The organism is Algoriphagus confluentis (genome assembly GCF_036245625.1).
Lineage (GTDB): Bacteria > Bacteroidota > Bacteroidia > Cytophagales > Cyclobacteriaceae > Algoriphagus > Algoriphagus confluentis.
Window position 1 is genome coordinate 255,820 of the sequence record NZ_BTPD01000006.1, and the last position, 21,787, is coordinate 277,606.

General features: G+C 41.7%; 16 protein-coding genes. 11 read left to right on the forward strand and 5 right to left on the reverse strand.

Annotated elements, in window-relative coordinates; genetic code table 11:
• The first annotated feature begins 54 nt into the window (after positions 1-54).
• The 5 genes from AAA943_RS10975 to AAA943_RS10995 all read left to right on the forward strand — a co-directional run bounded on the left by AAA943_RS10975 (position 55) and on the right by AAA943_RS10995 (position 4,746).
• Complete coding sequence (locus tag AAA943_RS10975; RefSeq protein WP_338224289.1) at positions 55-1,041, forward strand: hypothetical protein; 987 nt, start codon at positions 55-57, stop codon at positions 1,039-1,041.
• The gene (locus AAA943_RS10980) at positions 1,042-1,995 is read left to right on the forward strand and encodes a glycosyltransferase (RefSeq protein WP_338224290.1); all 954 of its coding nucleotides are present in this window, start codon (positions 1,042-1,044) and stop codon (positions 1,993-1,995) included.
• Positions 1,996-2,132: 137 nt separating this feature from the next.
• Complete coding sequence (locus AAA943_RS10985) at positions 2,133-2,978, forward strand: glycosyltransferase family 2 protein (protein WP_338224291.1); 846 nt, start codon at positions 2,133-2,135, stop codon at positions 2,976-2,978.
• Positions 2,978-3,859, forward strand: a complete 882-nt coding sequence (locus AAA943_RS10990) for a glycosyltransferase (RefSeq protein WP_338224292.1) — start codon at positions 2,978-2,980, stop codon at positions 3,857-3,859. The genes AAA943_RS10985 and AAA943_RS10990 overlap by 1 nt, the downstream gene beginning before the upstream one ends.
• A complete protein-coding gene (locus AAA943_RS10995) occupies positions 3,856-4,746 on the forward strand; it encodes a glycosyltransferase (protein WP_338224293.1) in 891 nt (296 codons plus the stop codon). Before AAA943_RS10990 ends, AAA943_RS10995 begins: the two co-directional genes overlap by 4 nt.
• A 19-nt stretch (positions 4,747-4,765) precedes the next feature.
• On the opposite strand, the gene AAA943_RS11000 is transcribed toward AAA943_RS10995, so the two are convergent.
• Entirely contained in the window at positions 4,766-5,422 is a 657-nt protein-coding gene (locus AAA943_RS11000) for a hypothetical protein (protein WP_338224294.1), read from the reverse strand.
• A gap of 262 nt (positions 5,423-5,684) precedes the next feature.
• Here AAA943_RS11000 and AAA943_RS11005 point away from each other — a divergent pair, with 262 nt between their 5' ends.
• The 5 genes from AAA943_RS11005 to AAA943_RS11025 all read left to right on the forward strand — a co-directional run bounded on the left by AAA943_RS11005 (position 5,685) and on the right by AAA943_RS11025 (position 13,823).
• Positions 5,685-6,971, forward strand: a complete 1,287-nt coding sequence (locus tag AAA943_RS11005) for a glycosyltransferase (protein WP_338224295.1) — start codon at positions 5,685-5,687, stop codon at positions 6,969-6,971.
• Positions 6,971-8,593, forward strand: a complete 1,623-nt coding sequence (locus AAA943_RS11010; RefSeq protein WP_338224296.1) for a glucosamine inositolphosphorylceramide transferase family protein — start codon at positions 6,971-6,973, stop codon at positions 8,591-8,593. Before AAA943_RS11005 ends, AAA943_RS11010 begins: the two co-directional genes overlap by 1 nt.
• 153 nt (positions 8,594-8,746) lie before the next feature.
• A complete protein-coding gene (locus tag AAA943_RS11015; protein ID WP_338224297.1) occupies positions 8,747-9,832 on the forward strand; it encodes a glycosyltransferase in 1,086 nt (361 codons plus the stop codon).
• Between the two features lie 529 nt (positions 9,833-10,361).
• Positions 10,362-11,579 carry a hypothetical protein gene (locus AAA943_RS11020; RefSeq protein WP_338224298.1) on the forward strand — a complete coding sequence of 406 codons (1,218 nt, stop codon included), beginning with the start codon at positions 10,362-10,364 and terminating at the stop codon, positions 11,577-11,579.
• A gap of 1,758 nt (positions 11,580-13,337) precedes the next feature.
• Positions 13,338-13,823, forward strand: coding sequence for a DinB family protein (locus AAA943_RS11025; RefSeq protein ID WP_338224299.1), 486 nt, complete (start codon positions 13,338-13,340; stop codon positions 13,821-13,823).
• Positions 13,824-13,967: 144 nt separating this feature from the next.
• On the opposite strand, the gene AAA943_RS11030 is transcribed toward AAA943_RS11025, so the two are convergent.
• From AAA943_RS11030 to AAA943_RS11045, 4 genes are all read right to left on the reverse strand, one after another.
• Positions 13,968-15,152 (reverse strand): PepSY-associated TM helix domain-containing protein, encoded by a 1,185-nt coding sequence (locus tag AAA943_RS11030; RefSeq protein WP_338224300.1) that lies wholly within the window; start codon positions 15,150-15,152, stop codon positions 13,968-13,970.
• Positions 15,153-15,168: 16 nt separating this feature from the next.
• Positions 15,169-17,508: a TonB-dependent siderophore receptor gene (locus tag AAA943_RS11035; protein ID WP_338224301.1), complete on the reverse strand. Its 2,340-nt coding sequence runs from the start codon at positions 17,506-17,508 to the stop codon at positions 15,169-15,171.
• A 270-nt stretch (positions 17,509-17,778) separates the two neighbouring features.
• On the reverse strand, positions 17,779-18,513 hold the full coding sequence (locus AAA943_RS11040; RefSeq protein WP_338224302.1) for a glycoside hydrolase family 25 protein: 735 nt from the start codon (positions 18,511-18,513) through the stop codon (positions 17,779-17,781).
• A gap of 1 nt (position 18,514) precedes the next feature.
• Positions 18,515-19,423 carry a hypothetical protein gene (locus tag AAA943_RS11045; RefSeq protein ID WP_338224303.1) on the reverse strand — a complete coding sequence of 303 codons (909 nt, stop codon included), beginning with the start codon at positions 19,421-19,423 and terminating at the stop codon, positions 18,515-18,517.
• Between the two features lie 632 nt (positions 19,424-20,055).
• Between AAA943_RS11045 and AAA943_RS11050 the strand changes: the two genes are divergently transcribed.
• Positions 20,056-21,783: a hypothetical protein gene (locus AAA943_RS11050; RefSeq protein WP_338224304.1), complete on the forward strand. Its 1,728-nt coding sequence runs from the start codon at positions 20,056-20,058 to the stop codon at positions 21,781-21,783.
• The last annotated feature ends 4 nt before the right edge of the window (positions 21,784-21,787 follow it).

Genomic DNA, 21,787 nt, shown 5'->3' on the forward strand with positions numbered 1-21,787 from the left:
AAGGGTGGAGTTTCATTAAGTATGATTTTAGCTAATATAATATTTACTTGATTGATGAAGTCAATTTACTTTACCCTTTGTTCTAATAATTATATTCCATTTGCTCTTTCATTAGGAAGTTCACTTCAATTGAATGAAGGAAATTCTTTATTTGTGATTGGTTTGGTTGATAAAGTTAACAGTCAGTTGAATTACTCCCTTGGTAGGAATTCTTTATTATTGCCTTGCTTTGATATCGGGTGTCCTGAGTTTGAGGATATGCTGTCTATTTATAGTATTGTAGAGTTTAACACTGCTGTCAAACCTTTTTATTTTGAGTATCTTTTTTCTAAATTCTCTGATATTGATTATATATATTATTTAGATCCAGATTTATATTTTTATGGTACTCCCAAGCTCTTGGATAGGTTTTCAAGTGATTTTGAGATTCTTTTGACTCCTAATCTTGTGCATACTGCGATGCAGCCAACTGTGGGTGAGTTTGCTTCTCTTCGTCATGGTATGTTTAATTTGGGATTTATTGGACTTAAAAGAGGTATAGAATCATTTAAACTGATCCACTGGTGGAAGGAACGTCTTCGGAAATACTGCCTGATTGATAAGTGTCAAGGAATTTTTGTTGATCAAAAGTGGATGGATCTTGTTCCACTTTACTTTGAAAAAGTTCTAGTTGTAAAAGAATTTGGCTGGAATATGGCGTGGTGGAATTTAAGCGAACGAAATTTGTTACTTAATGATTCAGGATTTTATGTAAATACAGTGGATATTCCTCTTCTTTTTTTTCACTTTAGTGGCTATAGACCAGTCAATAGTAATTTAACTGAAAGGATTTCAGTTCTTGATTCAACCTACCCCCACAACAAAGCTTTAATTCGATTGTATGATGATTATAAAAATATTCTTCTAAGTAATGGTTATGTTAAATTCTCAAGTGTTCAACCGGGTTTGAAGTTCAAAGAAAAAAAGGAGTCTAAGCAAAGTAAGGTTAAAAGAAAGATTAAGAAAATTATTAAAAAATTTTTTAGAAATTTTATCGTTTAGATGATAAGTATCATTCTATGTAGCTACAACGGTGCTCACAAGATTGAGAGGACTTTGAATTCAATTATTTCTCAAGAGACTTCTTTTCCTTGGGAGTTGGTATTTATAGATAATAATTCTAATGATAATACTTTTCTTAAAGCTAAGTCAATTTTGGAAAAATCAGGCATAGATTTTAGGGTTGAACATTTTTCTATTCCTGGTAAGATGTTTGCATTTTGGCATGGAATCAGTATTTCTAAGTATGATATTCTGTTAGATTGTGATGATGATAATGAACTATTTACAGATTACTTAGAGAATGGTTTAATGATCCTAACGCAAAATCCAAATGTAGGCGCGCTGGGCGGGCTGGGTATTTTACCTTATGAACATGTTCCAAATTGGTTTAATCAGTTTTCAAAATCTTATGCTCTTGGTCCTCAAGGCAAGCATCTTGAAGTTTTGCCAAAATTTGATCATCTATATGGCGCTGGATGTTTTTATCGAAAGCCAATACTCGTATCATTAAGAGACAAAGGTTTTCGGTCGTTGCTTTCCTGCAGAAAAGGTGATGAACTATCTTCAGGAGGCGATGTGGAGTTTTGTCATGCAATCCAACTATCAGGTATGGATTTGATGTACTCTGAATCCCTTAAATTCTATCACAATATTGAAATCAAGCGTATAAATTTTGATTATTATTTAAAATTGAAGAGAGGAATAAGTTTGAGTTTTCCTATTTTATTATCCTATCGCATTCATAATTTTGATTCTGCGTTTGATTTTAAGAAACACCTTCTTTTAAATTTATATTTAGTTATTAAAGGTTTAATTAAAATATTTATTCTACCAAAGAAATCTTACAGTAGTATGGTCGACTCGGTAGTTGTTAAAACAAAATTTCTTGCTTTTTTTAAGAATTACGCTACTGCTGTATCTGGATTCAGAAAAAATAAAACACTTTTTCAATAGTAGTTATTAGATTCTTTGTTTAGTTTGATGATATAATTATTATAGATTCTAATGATATTTATATATAACTTGCATTTTCATAAGTTTATCACTGATTGTATTTGTAAAAAGTTATTTATAAATTTTAAAGTAATATTTTGATTGTTGATTTTTCTGTAGTCATACCTTGTTACAATCGAGCGCACACCCTCTGCAGGGCGGTTCAATCGGTGCTAACTCAATCGTATCCTGCTTGGGAAGTTATCGTAGTTGATGATGGTTCTACAGACCATACAAGTAAAGTTTTGGAATCCTTTCCCCAAGTGATTTATCACTATCAAGATAATGGAGGTGTATGTTCCGCTAGGAATAAAGGTGCGGAAATCGCTACAGGCAAATGGCTGATTTTTTTGGATTCAGATGATGAATTAGAAGAAGATTCCTTAATTCAATTTTCAAATAGAGTGATAGGCAACCCGCTTACTGAAGTAATACAAGCCAGCTATGTGTTTGTAGATGGTAAGTCATCTATACTTAGAAATGTGACGACAGGAGATGTTGGATTTGTGTCAGGGAGTTTTGTAATCAAAAAGGAATTGTTTAACGCCTTAGGGGGATATGATTCCAATTTGAAATTTGGAGAGAATACTGAACTGAAATTCAGATTGGACAAAAGCGGAACTAAGATAGATAAGTTTGATTTTGTTGCATTTAAATATCATTCAGCTACCAATGAAGGAAGTAAAAACCTTGTAAACATGCGATATTCTATAACTTACATTTTGTCCAAGCATGAGGATTACCTTTCCCCGCATGTCAAACATTTGTACTATCAGAATATTGGGGTTATTGAGTTGAGATTTCAAAACTTTGAGCTTGCCCGGGAATATCTTTTGAAATCGTGGAAGCTGAATCCAAAAAAGATGGCCACATTACTTAGGCTGATTGTAGCTTTTTTTCCCAAAGTTTCAAAAAAGATCTATACGCCAGAAATTCCGCTTTAATGAGGTTTGGGGGATTTGTTATTACTTACAATCGACCTATTCTACTGGTCGAAACATTGGATAAACTTTTTGCTCAGACTTATCCGCCTGAATTAATTTGGGTGATTGATAATTCGGGTAACCTAGAAACGGACCATATCATTGCTGGTTTGCTCAATCCCAAAATCAAGTATTATAGAATGGGCTATAATGCCGGACCTTCTGGAGCTGGGGTAAAAGGTCTTCAACTTTGTAACGAGGAGGGCTTAGATTGGATTTTTTGGGGAGACGACAATGATCCCCCTTTTTTTCCTGATACATTCGAGAAGCTTCTTAGCATTAGAGAAGAAAATCCATTTTGTGGAATAGTAGGTTCGGTAGGTCATTTTTTTGACCGTAAAAAGGGAGTAATCAAACGAGTACAGACCCGATTATTGGAAAAAAAAGAGTGTATTCAGGTAGATTATGTAGGAGGAGGAATGACTATGATCGTAAGCTCCCAAATCGTCAAGAAAGGAATACTCCCTGACTCGGGACTATTTTTTGGGTTTGAAGACTTGGATCTTTGCCTTAAAGCGAATAGACAAGGTTTTGTTGTTTTAGTTCATTGTGGAATTTTTTTAGCTCTTCGCGAAAAACATAATCGATTGGACTATGAGAGACCCTTGTATCGGAAAAAGAAAAATGCTGCTCGGGAATATTACAGCCTGAGAAGTCTACTTTACATTTCCGATTCGCTGACGTTGAATTCGATGCGAAACCAACTCATCTTGAAATGGATCGGAAAGGCATTTTATGGCTTCCGGTACGGATTAAGATATGGCTGGACTAATTTCAGGATGATAACTTTGGCATTTTTTCATTATTCTCATGGGATAAAAGGTAAAACACTGGATCTATGAGAATTGTCCGTGATGAACTAGGTGTGGTAGTGGTGACTTACAAAAGACCTGAAGCTTTGCGCAAAACCATTTTTGAAATTCTTAATCAAGGTATTGCAGAAGCTCACATCGTAGTAATTAACAATGATCCCTCGGTCCAACTCCTTTCAGAAGAGATTGATCCCACCTTTACAAGTCTGATTATTAAAAACCAACCGGAAAATATTGCCTCTGCTGGTGGGTTTGCTATTGGAATGCAAGCTATTCAGGATTTGGGACTGCAATGGGCATGGTTATTTAATGACGATTCAAGACCGATAGATCGATCTTTTGAATCCTTGAAATCTGCATTGGAAAAAGTGAGTAATCAAAAAATCGGCTTGGTCAAGATTGGAAACTTCAACAATAGGGGGAAGGCAACCCTTCTAAACTGGAAGGGAGTGCGGGTTCCAAGCTATGTAGAACCAAGTGATAAATTGATAGAAACGGATCTGGTGACTTTTGACGGCTGCTTGATTTCCACACGACTCATTCAGGAGATTGGCACTTGCGATCCCGACTATTTTGTGGGTACCTATGAGTTTGATTACTGTCTTCGTGCAAGAGATGCCGGCTACTCCATCTTTACCCTTCCCAACGGATTGATCGAAGATGAAAAGGCTGGTTCAATAGGAGGTACTCCGCCTTGGAGGCAATATTACAACACCCGGAACCACCTTTATTTGGGTCTTCAACGGAAGGACTTGCAAACTATTCTAGCATGGATCAAGCGTGAGCTTAAGTTTAGCTATGCCATCATCCGATTTGAGGATCAAAAATTATTAAGGCTAAGACTAAAGACCTTGGCAACTTTTCACGCTATTCTGGGAAAAAGAGGAAAAACACTGGATCCGGCAAGTATCAAATAACAGGCTAAAATATACTAATTCAACCTTTAATCACCTTCTTTATCAGGTTTTTAAAATCATTTGCAGAAACGTAAGGTATACTTTTAAGTAGCTCTGGAAGACTTGAATATTTAGGATGAGAAATTTCGATTTGCCTTTTAAATGTTTCAGGATGAACAATTGACCAAGTTGACTTTCCAGTGTTTGGTACTTCCATAAATGATGGCAATTCCGGTAGTTTGTTTTTCTTTACAAAAACCAGTGTGTTTTGTTTGTACCAGGTTTTCACTTGGGAATTTTTCCAAACAGCCGGTCTGATGATATCAAAAGGAGAGTAGTCATGCTCCTCAAATTTGGCGATCCAATAGTCTGGCCATTGTTCATTGACGTGACCCGAACCTCGTTGACCTGGAATTGCTGCCGAAAACAAAATCACATCTGAGGCTTGAGTAAGATTTTCAACAAAGAGCGATGCAAATTTTTCATCGATATGCTCAGCTACTTCAAGGGAAATAGCTAATTCATACTTTTTTGGAAGTTGAATTTTGGTTGTTAGATCTCGATGAATAAATGAATCTTCTTTGATCACCAAGTGCCTTTTGTTCAGCCATTCTCCCTCAATCCCCAAATAGTCAGAAACTCCAAGTCGGTTTCCTATATTCAGCCAAGTACCCACACCACATCCAAAATCAACCATGGATTTGGGTTGGAAATAAGAAAAAAGTATGGACAAGATAGTATGGGCAGATTTCTCTGTTTCTGAGTTTCTTTTGGCGTAGAAGTTTTCTGTATAAAGTTTATTAAAAGCCATGGGTAAATTATTGCAAGGATATTTTTTTCCAAAGTATGGAATCTACTTATGCCTAAACAAGAGCAACAGAAAAAAATAATCACACTTTGATTTTGGAAGACCTTAAGAGGTATTTACTCATTAAACATCAACAAGTATAGATACAATATTGAAAATCCTCTTCACCCAAGATGCTCTCATAAACGCAGGGGCTGAGCGAAGCCATCTGGAAATTCTTTCCCGATTTTCGAGCGAAATGGATGTAGCGCTTGTGTACTTCTATCCCAAACATGAACTCAAAGAAGCCTACGAACGAGCCGGAATCCGGCTCTTTTTTTTGGATATTCCGGAGGCCTATCATTTTCCTTTGGCCATTTACCGCTTGGTTAAGCTCATCCGAACTGAAAAGCCAGACCTACTGATTTCTTCCCTTTGGAGAGCGGATATCATCACGCGCATTGCTTCCTTCCTTACCGAAGTTCCTTTGGTGGGTACCTTGGTGAATGACAGTTATGCAGCCATCGCATGGACGGATAAGAAGGGGCTGAAATATAAGGTGGTGTATTGGCTTGACCGGCTGACAGCGGGCATTCCGGTTCATTGGATTGCCAATGCCCAAGCCTTGGCTGATTCCCATGTGAAGACTTTGGGGATTAAAGGGGAAAAGATTTCGGTGGTTTATAGAGGGCGGCCTATTCCGCTCCCACCGAGGTCTGTGCCTACCCATCCGTCAGGCGGTTCCCCACATACAGGAAATTCTGGAACTCTGTTTAGTTCACAACTAAAAGAAGAATCACATTCAGTGGCTGGTGAGGACACAGGCCACGGACAAAGAATTCAAAACTTCATTTCCTACGGTCGGCTGCTCGAGCGAAAAGGCTTTCAGGATGCAATTAAGGCATTTTCTCAGCTGATCAAGAAGTGTCCCGATTGCACCTTTACGATCTTCGGAGAGGGTCCGTATCGAACCCAATTGGAGAGCTTAGTCCAAAATCTAGGTTTACAGGAATCTGTCTTCCTTCCCGGAAAAATTGATAATCCAGCAGAATTATTACTTCGAAGTGAATTTGAAAATCCGAAACCTGACACCTGTATTGAGGGGAGTCGAAGTATCCAAAATCCCAAATCATTTCACTGTTTCCTCTTCCCCTCTTGGTACGAAGGGTTCTCAGGTGCTTTGGTCGAAGCCATGATGGCGGGAATACCGATTATTGCCTCGGATATCCCGATGAATCTGGAAGCTATTGAGGATAAAAAAAGTGGGTTAGTTTTTCCTGTTAATCAGGTAAATGCGTTGGCTAGCCAAATGACTTGGGCTATTGAAAACCCTGAGCTCATTCGGGAATTAGGAATAAATGCCAGAATGATAGCAGAGGAGCGGTTTGAAATCGAGAAAATCGCAAAAAGATATGAAGCAACTCTTTTTTCAATTGTCGACTCGAAAACAAGTTTTTAATGATTCGAATAGTACTCTTACTTGATTCTTTGGACGTAGCAGCTTGGGTATGGGAAGCTATCAATCAAGTAAAGAAGGTTCCCAATGCACAAATTGTTTTGGCAGTGATTAATAAAACCCCCAAATCAAGTGGGAAGAAATCACCATTTCTCTATCGCCTTTATCGTTGGGCAGATCGAAAGCTGTTTTTAAAGCAACCTGATGCTTTTGCGAGAAAAAACCTGACTTCCCTCCCAAATTGGGAAGTCCCGGAGTTACAAGTAAAGCCAATTCAAAAAAAGTATTCGGATTACCTGGATTCCGAAACCATAGAACAAATCCATTCCTATCAACCGGATTTGATTTTGCGTTTTGGTTTTCGAATTCTTCGGGGAGAAATTTTGAATCTCAGCCGTTTGGGTGTGTGGTCTTACCATCATGGGGACATCGAGGCCTATCGGGGTGGCCCCCCCTGTTTCTGGGAAGTAATCCGACAGGAAGAGACTACCGGTGTGGTATTGCAACAGCTAACGGATAAACTGGACGATGGGCAGGTCCTTTATCAGTCTTGTTCTCAAACCGACCCGCTTTCTGTTCAACGAAACGCCAATAAGATCTTTTGGCTTTCTGCTTCCTTTATGGCTCGGGTGCTGAAGGAAATAGAGGTAATGGGAGAGGAAGAATGGAAAAAAACGATTTTAGAATTCCAAAAACCAGATCCCAGGCATTCTCCTATTTTGACGCCTCCCGACACGGGAGAAATGCTAGGTATCTGGATTAATTTGTGGGGAAGGAATTTGGCCAGGAAAATCAAGGAGGGCTTTAAAAAGCCCCATTGGGAAATCACTTACGCCTCAAAAGTAAAAATAGGGGAGAAGCTTCCTGCCTTTCAAGTCATTTTCAATTCTGAGAAGAAACTCAAAAAAGGGGGATTCCGCGCAGATCCTTTTCCTCTGGATAAAGACGGGGAGACTTGGGTCTTTTATGAAGAATTTGATCCAGATCAAAACAAAGGAAAGTTAGGCGTTGGAAAGTGGATGGGAAGCCAGTTAGTTCAAAACTGCAACATTTTGGAGGAATCCCATCATCTTTCTTACCCCTTTGTTTGGGAGGATAAGGAACAGGTTTTTCTGATTGCAGAGTCTGGAGAGGCTGGAAAAATTTTCCGATATCGTGCCAAGAATTTTCCCTACGCCTGGGAAAGGCTGGGGGTGTTTTTTGAAGGGGAGGGATATGACCCCACACTTTTCCGTCACAAGGATCGCTATTGGCTTTTTCTAAACCAAAAACCTCTTCCCGGGACCTCGCCATTTGTGGAACTGTATGCCTATTGGACTTGGGATTTGGAAAATCCTCAATGGACTCCTCATGCTTTAAATCCTATTGTCTCTGACGTCAGGTCTTCCCGTCCTGCCGGCAAAATTTTTTCTGAAGGGAATCGATTATTTCGCCCCGCTCAAGATTCCGGAAAGCGCTACGGACATCGAATCATAATCCAGGAAATTCTTTGCCTTTCAGAAACAGAGTACTCAGAAATGACAGTTCAAATTATTTCTCCTGATGAATCTATGGAAAGTTTGGGAACCCACACCTTCAACTTTACCCAAGATTGGATCTTTTCTGATGCCTATTTTAGAAAATAGGTGAACAAATAATCCTGCATTTACTTTAACCAAAAGTCAGCGCTGATGGTGAATTTGGGTAACTCCCCCTTTTTTAAAGGGGGTGAGGGGGATTTACAAAAAAATAACCTAAAACTCATTTCCCTAAAGGACTTCAACTAGCTTAAGCGGAAAATGAAGATTTTTCAAGTCATCCAGAAACCCCAAAAAAGAGGAGCAGAGCTTTTTGCTATTCAATTGAGCGAGGAATTGATTCGCTTGGGGCATGAGGTCATTTTAATCTCTGTTTTTGAAGGAATAGAAGCCCTTTCTTTTTCAGGGAGGCAGATCAATCTTGATCGGCCAATTCAAAGAAGGCTTTGGGACTGGAAAGGCTGGAAAACTTTTGCAGAATTGGTAAAAAAAGAGAAGCCGGATATCATTCAGGCCAATGCGGGAGACACTTTAAAATTCACGGTTCTCTCCCGGCTTTTTTTTGGATGGAAGACTCCCTTGGTTTTTCGAAATGCCTCCCAAATGAGCAGGTATTTCACCAATCCACTAATTAAATCGTGCAATCGCTTCCTGCTAACTCAGGTAGAAGGAATCGCTTCTGTCAGTCTGAATTCACAGGAGGATTTATTCACATTTTTTAAACCGAGAAGAACTAAACTTAAGGTAATTCCTATAGGGGTGAATAAAAAAAACGAAACGATAGGGGAAAATGGCAGAAGGAACAAGGAATTGGTACACATTGGAGGCTTTACGTTTGAAAAGAACCATGCCGAGTTATTGGATATTTTTCATAGACTTTTAAAAGTAGATTCTGATTTTCAGTTGATTTTGATAGGAGATGGACCCTTAAAAAGTCAAATAGAAGATCAAGTAAAGACAATGGGCATGGAAGATAAGGTTGATTTTTTAGGCAATGTCTCCCAGCCTTTTTCCCATATTTCAAAAAATGCGATTCTCCTACTTCCAAGTAAAATCGAAGGGCTTCCTGCAGTTATTTTAGAAGCTATGGTTCACCACATTCCAGTAATCGCTTATGGAGTAGGGGGTATTTCCGAGGTACTCAAAACCGGAGAAACCGGCTGGTGTATTCCCCCAAATGATTTTCAAGCCTTTATCCAAGCCATTCAGGAAGTCCAGACCATGTCTGAAGAAGCCAAACAAATAATCCTGGACCAAGCCCATCACCTCGTTTGCACCCACTATTCCCTCCCCCAAGTCTCCCTCCAATTCGAACAGTTTTACAAGTCTCTCCTCAATCAAAACTGAGTCCTTCCCCTAATTCCCCTAAACTCCGAATCCTGCCTGCAACAGGCAAGCTCGACACCTATCATTGACCCCTATTTTCAGCAGGGATGCTTACATTTGGATTTGGCAAGCATCCTTCAATTTTTACGTTTCACTCCATCAGAGATCGCTTCGTCGCCTTAATTTCCTTTTAATTGCTTGTTTTTGGTAGGCTCCTCGCGATGACGTCCACCCAAAAAGTACGAATTAACCCTTTACCCATTCCCCGGTTTTTCGTTTCCCCCCTTAAGAGCCTGTCCCGAACCTGCCTGCTGCAATTAGGCAGGATTCGGGAGGGGCTAGGGGGGTATACCCCAATTCCCCAGTTCGACCAACCTTGAACCTCCAACTCCGAACTTCGAACTACAGACAATTCCCCAGTTCACCCAACCCTGAACTTTGAACCCCGAACCTCGAACAAAACCCATCGATTCCCCAAACAATTAACCATTAACTATTAACCCTTAACCACTTCCTTTTCTATATTTGAAAAGCACTAACCCCCGTTCCCTTGCTCGGCGCATTATTCCTAGTCCTTTTCCTCTTCTTCGCCTCTCAGCCCATTTTGAACAACCTACAAAAGGAACACAAATGGCTAAAGGCTGGGCTATTGAATCAGATGTACTGGTACCATATGTTTTTTGGCTTGGTCTATTGGACTTATGCTCAACTAAACAGATCAGATTCAGTAATGTATTTTCGAAGTCATGAGCATTACAAGAATTGGTTTGATGCGTTCGTTCCGGGCACACTTTTTATAGAATGGATCAATTATCCTTTTGCCAAATGGTTGGGCTTCAATTACGACATGATGATGTTCCTCTCCACTTGGGTGGGATTTTGGGGTTTTGTGTATTTCTACCTTTTTATGAAGGAAAACCTGCGTTTCAATCCCAAGTTTGAGGGTTGGGATGCGATTACCATTTTTATGTTTTTGCCCAATATGCACTTTTGGACGGCCTCCTTGGGAAAAGGAGCCTATATTTTCGCGGGATTGGCTTTTCTGACCTATGGACTTTCCTGGCCTCAAAAGCGGATTTTTCATATCGCTTTGGGAAGTTTTATCTGTTACATGATTCGTCCCCATATTCTCTTTGCGGTATTGATTGGAATGGGAGTCGGGTTTGTTTTAGGTCGGGAGAAAGTTCCGCTCTACCAAAAGTATGCGGTAGTCGTTTTCGCCATAGGGATGAGTATATATGTGTACGAAGACTTATTGGTATTTTTAGGTTACGATCCGAATAATGTCTTGCAAAGCTTCGAAGAGGAGACTGCATTAAATGCCCAGCGACTTCAGGCTGCGGGTTCGGCTGTGGATATGACCAGTTACAGTCTGCCGATGAAGTTATTTACTTTTTGGTTTCGGCCCCTATTCGTGGATTCTCCGAATGCGATTGGCTTGATTGTTTCCTGTGAGAATGCGCTGTATATCTACATGTTTAGCCGGATACTGAAGAAGAGTTTTATCGATTACATCCGGATAGCCCCGGCGATGGTAAAGATGGCGGGCGTGGTGTTTATCTCCATCTCCATCTCCATGACCTTTGTGATGTCCAATCTGGGGATTATCATCCGGCAGAAGTCCCAGATTATGTATTTTATGCTGTTTGTGATCGTGGCCTTTATGGACTGGGAAAAAACCAACCGCATTAAGAAGCGGGCAGCTATCTACAATCGCATCGTCGAAGAAGAGCGCCGAAACCGCGAGCTCGCCGAAGCCGGCACCTAACCTTTGAGTCCGCCGCGGCGGACCATGCTAGTTCAAGTCTTCAGACCTGCCCGACGCAGGCGGGCTTGGACTTTTTCTTCATGCAGTCTTCAGACTGCCTTACCCACGGCTGTGGTCTGTTATCCGTGGTCTGTTGACCAATTCAACCCCAACTCCTTCATCCTTGCTCATTGAATTTGTCCCGATACATCGGGATGGTCTTTGAACCCTATCCCTTGCGCTGGCACATACTCCCGCTGTTCCCGCTTTTCGGGATTTGCAATCCCGAACCAATATCCTAGGGATTTGTAATCCCTCTACTTGTTGTCCTGCTTTTCCAGAAGCAGGACTTAGGTTTCTTTACGTAATAGCGAGAGATTTCTTTCCTCTTGCTGGCACAGACTTTTCGTCTCCAAATGGAGATTATCGGCCAGCGCTGAAGGGAAGGGTTGACTTAATTACCCGGGGTTGAAACCCCGGGCTACAAATATTTCACCCGCTGTTCGGGATTTGCAATCCCGAACCAATATCACAGGGATTTTTAATCCCGAACTCCTATCCAAAGTCCCGATGCTTCGGGATGCAATCCCAATCCTTGATCCTTGCTTGTGGCCTTGTGTCCCTTGCGCTGGCACAGACTTTTCGTCTCCAAATGGAGATTATCGGCCAGCGCTGGGGAAAATGATTGACTTTTTTACCCGGGGTTAAAACCCCGGGCTATTGACATTTGACCTCCGCCCGCTGTTCGGGATTTGCAATCCCGAACCAATATCACAGGGATTTTTAATCCCGAACTCCTATCCAAAGTCCCGATGCTTCGGGATGTAATCCCGAACTTCATTCCATGAATTTGTAATCCCTCTACTTGTTGTCCTGTTTCTCCGGAAGCAGAACTTAAATCTCTTAGCGTCTTACCGTCTTTGCGAGAGATTTCTTTCCTCTTGCTGGCACAGACTTTTTGTCTCCAAATGGAGATTATCGGCCAGCGCTGAAGGGAAGGGTTGACTTTTTTACCCGGGGTTAAAACCCCGGGCTATTGGCATTTGACCTCCGCCACGGCGGACAAGCATTACAGGGTCATCTTCTCCGCTGGGTCGAATTTGCCCGCTGTTCGGGATTTGCAATCCCGAACCAATATCCTAGGGATTTGTAATCCCCTTTTCACCTAATTTGCACAAGCCCGCCTGTCGGACGGACAGGTCCCCGCTGGGTCTAATTTGTAATTCGACCCAATTATCCTAGGGATTTGTAATCCCAAAACTCACCACTTCCCACCCAAAAAAACCTCCCTTCCCCTTCACTTTTTCCTCATTTACCCCCCAAAATACCCACTACTTGAGGACTGAGTGTAAATAAAATATCCTGGTGGACATTTTTAGCTCAGGGCCAGACTGTAGCGCTAGGAAATTCCCCCAAATTCCCTTTCTTAGCAAAACGAAGCTTTTGATAATCAGTGAGGGTAGGCAGGAGAGATGCCAAGGGATTACAAATCTTGGATTCTCCATTGCATGATCTCACTCTCCTTTAGATGAGAGGACAAGCCGTAAAAAATCTTCTAGTAGAGGACTGAGCGTTAAAAATCTTTCCTTAGGAAAGATATAGCTCAGGGCCAGGCAGCTGGGGAGGAGGCTTGGGCCAGCTTGCAGGCTGGGTTTGTGAAAGGGTGAGGTGGTATTGCACATCCCATTCAGTCCAATTTGATTATCCTACTTCGGTCCGTCCGGGCAGGTAACCAACACGTATAAACCGATGAGTCAGATCGATAAAATCTAGCAGCAAATGAAAAGAAATGAATTTATATCAGGGCGGTTAAAAGAAGTTCTAATTGACGGGAAGTGGATTGCCAATACGAATTATAAAGACCAACTTGAAAATTTAGATTGGAGCCAGGCTACCGAAAAGAATGGAAACCTAAATTCAATAGCTTCGATTACCTATCATGTTACTTACTATTTGAAAGGATTTGTTACTCTGTTCGAGAGTGGCCACTTGGACATACGCGATAAGTACAGTTTTGACATGCAGCCAATTACTTGTGAAAGCGATTGGAAGAGCCTTTTGACTGACTTTATTGATAATTCCAATAAAATCATTGAACATATCCGACAATTAAATGAAGATAAACTTGAGGACATATTTGTAGAGGAAAAATACGGGACTTATCATAGAAATCTTGAGGGAATGATTGAGCACTGCTATTACCATTTGGGACAAATAACACTTCTCAAAAAAATGATCCTTGACAAAGACAAAAAAGACATTTGAGTTGGAGCTGGCCCAATCTTAAACTTGGGCAACTTCTAAGCTAGCCTACAAGGGGCTTACACAAGCGGCGCATTACCTTAAAAACAAATCTCTTCCCAAAATAAACAAACAAGGACCATGGACCCTGCCCTTCTTACCTCCTGATCATACTTTGGTTAAGGCTCTTGCAACCGGCTCTGATAAATTGGTTTCTTTACTTTTTGATCGTCCCTCCAATGCATTCCTGTTTTTCTTTCTGCCTATCCAGATTTTAAACCCGGTGAAGGTGAGAAATGCCGGCAATAGCCCTGCGATAAACCAAATGATTCGCGTGGGGTAACCTCCAAATTCACCGAAGTGTATCGGTAATTGCCATTGGGCCATCAAGGCCGATCCCCTGGGTAATTTTGTCGGGTTGTTCTCAGACAAAACCTGTCCCGTGTACGGGTCAACAGCCAAAAAAATCCGGTGATCCGGTCCCAGGTAAAGATCAGTTTTGTGCTGATAAGCAAAGGACAGCTTCCCGTCCGCTTGGTCAGTCATCCACAGGTTTCGCTTAAAAAAATCAGGATAGTATCTATTCATTTCCTTTAAGGCTTCCAGGGTAGACATGAGTTTGGCATTGGGACTTGCCTCGGGTCTGCTGCTTTTGGTATCCCATACCGATTCAGTCGCTGGTTCTGAAAAGGTAATCGCGTCTACCGCCCATTGGATTTCATCATCAAAATAGAAGGCCGCTCCTGTAATCCCTGTCAGAAACAAAGGCAGAAAAAAATAAAACCCAGTGACATTGTGCAGATCGTAATTGAGTCTTTTTTTATTGGCGTCCCATTTGATTTTGAAGCTTGATTTTCTTCTTCCCTTATTGGTGGGAAACCATAGATACAAACCCGTAGTCAAAATCATTAGGGTAAATATCAAGGTGGCAATCCCGGTTACTAATCGCCCGGTTTCACCCAAAGTCAGGGTGGTATGTAGCTCAAGTATAAATCCGAAAAAAGAATTTCCCAGGGCCTCACCTCCCGGTGTTATTACCCCTGTGCTTTGATCCAGATAGTACCAAATCGGGTCCTCGAAAAGCTTGAAAACATACGTGTCCCGGCCTCTTTTAGGCCATTGGATACTTTGAAGCAGTTGACCGGTTTCCCTTTCAATATATTCTGCAATCGCATAATCGTCCGCAAAAATGGATTCCTCCCCCTGCAAGTGATACAGTTCACGTTCCAAAAAAGCGCTAAGCTCAGGCTCAAAAACATAAATGGAGCCTGTGACTCCCACAATGGACAATACCAATCCGGAGACTAGTCCCAGCCACAAGTGTAGATTTCTTACCGCCTTTTTGATTCGCATGATATTCAGTTTGCAATTAGAAATTCGCCGCTAGGGAAAAGATCGCCGTGGTGGGGGCTCCATAGAGAAAGCTTCCAAAAGCCAATCCTTCAATGAAGCGGATGTTGGTTACATTCCTTACATTCAGTCGGGCAGTCATGTTTTTACCGAAAAGATTGAATTCATATCGTGACCCTAAATCCAATCGGGTAAACCCATCCACATTGAAAGTACCAAAGTTGTCTGCAAATCGGTCACCTGTGTAAAACACACCGGCATTGACGGAAAGTCCCTTTACAAAATCAAAGGCATAATCCACGTAAATATTTCCTTGCAACTCAGGGACGCTTGCTGGTCGCTGTCCATCCAGGTTGGGTTGACTAGGATTATCGATTATTGCATTTAAATACAATCCTCCGACAATCACTTGGAAGTTATCGGTCACCTGACCGGAAAAGGTAGCCTCAAAACCTCTGTGACGTTGGCTTCCCCCGTAACCAAATACGTTGTTTTGATCCAGGAAGGCCAAAGGTTGGTCAATGTCGAAATAGGCACCGGTTAGCAAGACCCGCTTAAATAGATCCGCCTTAAAGCCCACTTCAAATTGGGCTGTTTCCACAGGATCAAGGAAAATATCCGTGCCAAAATTGGCCGCATCGGAGGGGATTTGTAATCCGTTGGTAACTCCGGTGGAATAGCTACTGTAGACACTTAGATTTTCCAGAGGTTTATAGATTATTCCAAAATTCGGGGAGAAAATATCGTCTCGATAGGATTCTTGAAGGGTGCCTGAATCATTGAATACATCCCGGTTTCGCTGCTCGGTAAATCTAACTGCTGCCAATAATTCCAATTTCTCAGACACTTTGATGAAATCTGTAACAAAGGCTGCTTTTTGTGTAAAGACCAAAGCTTCAACGGATTGACTGGCTGTGGCTTCCGGAAAAGGCAGCTCAACCGGATTGAAAATATTCGATGATCCTGCGATAAATTGAGCATTTCCTTGAGAAAACTTCAAGGGATTGTTACTGTAAGCACCTCCAAATGAAATGGTATGCTCCAATCCAAAGGTCTTTACCTTACCAGTCATGAAGGCCTCGATAGACAAAGGATCTCTCACCTGGGCAGGATCAAAAAATATCTCAGAAACAAAATCTCCGTTAGCCTGAAGTGATCGATTGACAATTCCTGCCGCTTTTTGATCCCGGATAAGATTCATTTTTTGAATTCTACCCTGAACCTTCCAATCAGGATTGATCTCGTAGGCAGCCCCCATGGAACTTACAAAGTTTCGGGTAGGGTAGGTTCCCCATTTTTGGCCTATGAAGACGCTGGGATCAAAATCCTTGATCAATTGTTTTTGCTGCTCGATGCTCAAATCAGTGGAAAAAGAGTTTAGCCTTAAAGTAGCCTGTTGCTCCAATTCACGGTATTGATATTCGCCTTCAAAATCAATCGTCAATTTTTCCGTAGGAGTCCATTCAAACAGCGCGCTGAATAGTTGTCTGGGACCTGAGACACCTTTTACATAGGAGGCTTCCTCGGAAATTACGGTGTTGATTCTGTAGCCGAAATTTTTGTTGACTTTGCCTCCAAAATCACCGTGAACACCGACTGTCCCATTGCTGTCCCCAAATCCTTGAATAAATACAAGCGGAGACTCAGTGGGCCGCTTCAAGACATAGTTGATGATCCCGCCCGGTGGAGTAAATCCATACCGTATCGCAGCCGGTCCTTTGACAATTTCTACAGCGGCTTTGTTTTCAAACGGACTGACCACCTGGTTTTGGAAAATGAGGTTTTCCCGTCTATAGCTGCTGGAGTTATCGAGATTATACCCTCGCATATTCAGGGTCTCATTGAACCCGGGAGGATTACTGACTATTACCGATGGGTCATTTCTTACCAAATCCCCCAAAGCTCTGACCTGTTGATCAAGCAAAACCTCCTGGGTAATCACCGAAACAGACTGGGGTAAATCCAGCATTCTCCGCGGTCCAAAAGTGGCAGCGGTCTGGGTAGTGGCCACATATCCCACTTCCCTTTCGGAAGCGATGACCACTTCTTGCAGGAGTTCATCGCTTTCTTGAAGAATAAAATCCACGGTTCGGGGACCGTTTGCCAAGATGATGGTTCTCTCTGCCGGTTGGTAGCCCAGATAATTGGCGATTAGTTTGATTTCTCCATCGGAAAGGTTGGAAATGGAATAGTTTCCTTCCGTGTCAGTAACCGCTCCTTTCTTGGATTTTGCGACCTGAAGGGTAACCCCAATCAAGGGCTGACCTTCTTCCGTAGTCACTTTACCTGAAATAGTGCTTTGGGAATAGCCCAGGGTGATAGTGATGGAAAAGAGAAAGAAAAGCAATAAGGGCTTCATTGGTTTATTTAGACTGATTAAAATTAAGACAAAAGTAAAAGCCTATTTTAATTAAATCTAAATAAGTCTAATTTTTTTTTTTGAATTCAGCTATGCTTCCAGTTGGGTAGGGCTTCCTGATTTCGCCAGTCTGGCATGGATAGGCCATCCGGATCCAATCCCAAAGCTGTCACCTCATGGGTATCTTCTTCTCAGTCCAGTCTCAGCTTCAAGCGACCATGAACTATCGCCCAAAGCCCACCTCTCCAGGTTCCGGCGGAAGACTTCGGATTACTTTCCCCAGTGAAATGGCTTTTGTGGGTTGAAAAGATCATGGTCCACATTTCCTATGGCCCCCTCGATACTTCCCCGCTCACTGCGTTGCCAAATCAGCCAACCTTCAGTAGCCCAGGCTTTTGGGATTTTGGGACTGCTCACCCCATATTCTGCAATCCACAAAGGATAGCTCTCAAATGCAGGATCATCCAAATAGGTATCTCCAAATGGATGGTTGGTATAAATAATAGGAGTAATTCCCAGCTTGGTTTCCACTGTTTTTAGCCAATCCAACACCTCTTTCTGAAATTGAACCTTGTCAATCGGTTCATTGCCTACTAGGCTGCCCTGCTCCAAATCCAAAACGGGAGGCATATCTTTTTCCGAATATTCAATTGCTTGGCAAAAATGCTCAGCTTGCTCTACCCCCGAGGCATTGGATACAAAAAAATGATAGGAGCCATGAAGCAGTCCTGCTTGATGGGCTCCCACTTTGTTTTGATTGTAATCAGGATCCAGGTAGTGTACTCCCTGAGTGGCCTTGTCATAAGCAAATCGAATATTTGCCTCCTTGATCTTTTCCCAATCTATATCCCCCTGAAAATGGGATACATCAATCCCCAGGATGAGGCTGTCGCTACTCGACTTCTCGGAAATCGGGCTCTCTTCTGCTTCTTTTTGCTCCGGTTTTTTTTCCGAACAAAAGCCAAGGAATGCCAGAAGGATCAGAAAGAAATTTATCTTTTTCATTTTATTGGGGGGCTTGAGGTCCGGATTCTTTTGAATTTATTTCCTTTAAGCTTTTCCATTGATTTTCAATTCTTTGCAGAATATTTCCATACCCGAAGAGCTGATTTACAGCCCGTCCAAGGATATACCAATACAACAAGGGCAAAACCAGGAATACCACGGCAATATTTCCCAACAAAGCCACGACCAGCTCCAATCCATGCTGTGCAGTAAATCTTAGCACATCCACCACCTCTTTTCCAATTTTGTCCAATTCATCTTCTGCCGAGTAGGTGATCTTTACAGCTTCGTCTTCAACCTTATTGAAAAGGTTCAGCCGACCCTCATGCTTGGCTCTTTGTTGGGACTCCAAGGTGTCCAGTTTGGATTGATGGATCAGTTTTTTGGCATGGATGGAGTCTTTGCTTGCCTGTAAATGTTCTCTCAGATCTTTTCCCAAATCAAGTTGGAGCTCATGGGTCACCCCCTGCAGGAAATGGGTGTAAATGGCCAATCCCGGTGAAATCAAAAGACCTAGGATCAGCAGGTTTCTGGAAAAAATCCGGATCGGTTGGATAAAGAGTCCTCCAAAAGCCAAGAGCAAAACTGCCTTGAACACCCACCAATGGCTGAGTTTAAGCAAGGCTTGCTGAATCAAAATCATCAGGGCAGCCGCATCCAGGTAGCTCAGAGTTTTCTCGAATTTTCCCTGATAGGTCTCAAACCAGGATTTAACCAAAGGAATACTTTCTGCTGCGGGGAAAATCAGGACATCCATTTCCTGAAGAACTGCCTTGCTAATTGCCAGTTCCTTTGCCACCGAATCCTCAAACTCGATCGCATCGGAATAAAAGATCTGGGTAAAGGACAAAGCAATCACTAATGCAAACAACAAAGCATCCCAATTCTGCTTGATAAAATCATTTTTCATACAAAAAGTAAGTTTAGTGTATAAGATGAGTTCCAGGCCAAAAGGCAATCTAAATTACATTATTTATTCCAATTTTCGCTATCACCTTATAGCAGAATTGAGTTATATTAAAATATTTTGTGAGTTGTTTAAATATTCTCGTTCACATCTGAATATTTGTAGTAAGATTTGACTATTGATATGAATATATCAAGATTTTTTCTTCAGGGTACTTGGTTCTTTCTTCGAGTGAATATGGGAGCGATGACACATAATTTTTTGGTGTTTTGATAAAAAAATTTAATGATTTTTTTATTTTAAATCTGTTGTAAGTTGCTAAAATTCATTACTTTAGGATCTTAATTTGTTTGGGTCTGATTTTACGGATTTGCGTTTTGTTTTCCGACTTTAAAATCAGTTATGAATTATTTACAGGTATTTAGTTGTATAGTTTTTATATGAAATTATATTTTATGCATTTGATAATATAAAAAATGCGGGTCATTGTTTGATTTAGCATTTTAGCCAATTTGTTTTCCTTTTTATTCCCATTTCGGACTGAATTGATTTTGGTCTGAATGGAAAAAGTTTGTCTTATTATTAATGTTGTTTATAGTGTTATTTAATTTTTAAAACCTTTTAAATCTAATGTTATGAGTACAAATCCGAGTAAACAATCCTTTCTCTCCAGTCCGAAGTACGGCTATGATTTTGTAGTGGCTACCACTCAAGCCAGCATCAATTCAGGACTCAAAGAATACCTGAATGCAGTGGATCAGCCTGAGACTTACCTTTGTTTTCTTGCTGATTCCAAAGGAAATCCTACGGTAGAGATCAGCCTGGAAGACCTTTTGGCCAAAACAGGTGGGGTAAATCCTTTTGAAATTCCTGATGGGACACCGTATAATGATCCCAGGATTACGACCCTTACCCAAAACATGTTTGTCGTGGGTTTGAAAATCAAATTGGGGCTCCCTTCCCAAATTCTCCCTAAAGACCTTCCATTTATTGTAGACTTGGGCAATGCTGCCAATAATGTCCGGTTCAATCTCCTGTGTTCTGAATTTCAAATTATTCAAAACAGCCCTCCCAGCGGATTTGGGTCGGGGGGGTCCTGGAATGTCTGGACTCAGCCTGCTGATGCAGCCTGGTACTTCAGTACTACGGTCAATCTGGTTTACAAAGATTTGGATTCGGAATTAAACACCCCCTATTTCAACAGTCATCCGGAGAAAAGGCAACAGCTTCTGGATCAATTGAGAAATCTGGGCTCAGGTGCATTTAGTCTACAGCAATTGCTTTTTGATCTGGATAATGCTGCCCTGCAGTCTATTCCTACCATTCAGGGAATAGATCCCGGGTCGGATGCTGCACTGATTTTGACCAAATCATTCATGAACTTGTACTTTCAGGCTGCCAAAAATCACGGGGAACCGGTACTCTCTGTCCATGCCGTGGCAAATACGCCTGACAATTCTTCTTTGCGATTGACCGGCATTGAGCGGGAAGTTGGGGTTTTTGTGGATGGCGCCGGCAACCCCATCGAAAATCCAACCCCTGATCAAAGAAATGTAGTCACGCTGGATTACCTCTGTGCAGTAAATAACAATCATCTTCCAGGAGTAGCCTCCTTTTCATGGAACTGGGTAGATCCTTCCGATGTAAATAATCTCAGCGGGGTAATTTCCATCAATCGAAATACCCTGGCCAATTACTACAAAGGAATTTTGCTCAATGCAGTCAAGAAATCCTGTATCAAGCCTTGGACCTCGGTCAATGCCCACTGGTATGGGAAATTTGATGCCAAATGGTCCTTTACCCAGAATCAGACTCCCCAGTCTGCTGTCATCCCTCCAAGCGGGGAAAAAGTCCTCGAAATAACCTACTCGAGTAATTCCGATGCCAATGACCAATCCGGAGCAACGTATGCGGAATTTGACATCCATTCCTCCTATTCCTGTGTCGTCTACTTTTCAGGCACTACCATCAAGGTGGTGCAAAATCTCACCTTTTGGTTAAAAGTAAAGTTTGACCTTACCTCCGCTTCAGGAAATGTAGTGGATAAGACTATAACAGACATCTACACCCTTTCGGTAGGTCAGAATGGATTGCTTCAATCCGCAGTCTCCAGCTCCACACAGGACAATTCCCAAACCATCGATTTGGATTGGTTTACTTCCCTTTTTGTAGACATGAACGATATGATCCATGCAGTCAAGTCAATGGCTGAAAATATCGCCTCCACCAATTTCTCCGATATTCCTGCTGGGGATATCAGGAACTTCGTGTTTCCCGGGGCTTCCGTTTTTGCCTACAAGGACGTCGAGTTTTCGGACAATCAGGATTTGCTGACCTCCATCACGTATGTCAGTCCTTCTTAAAGGG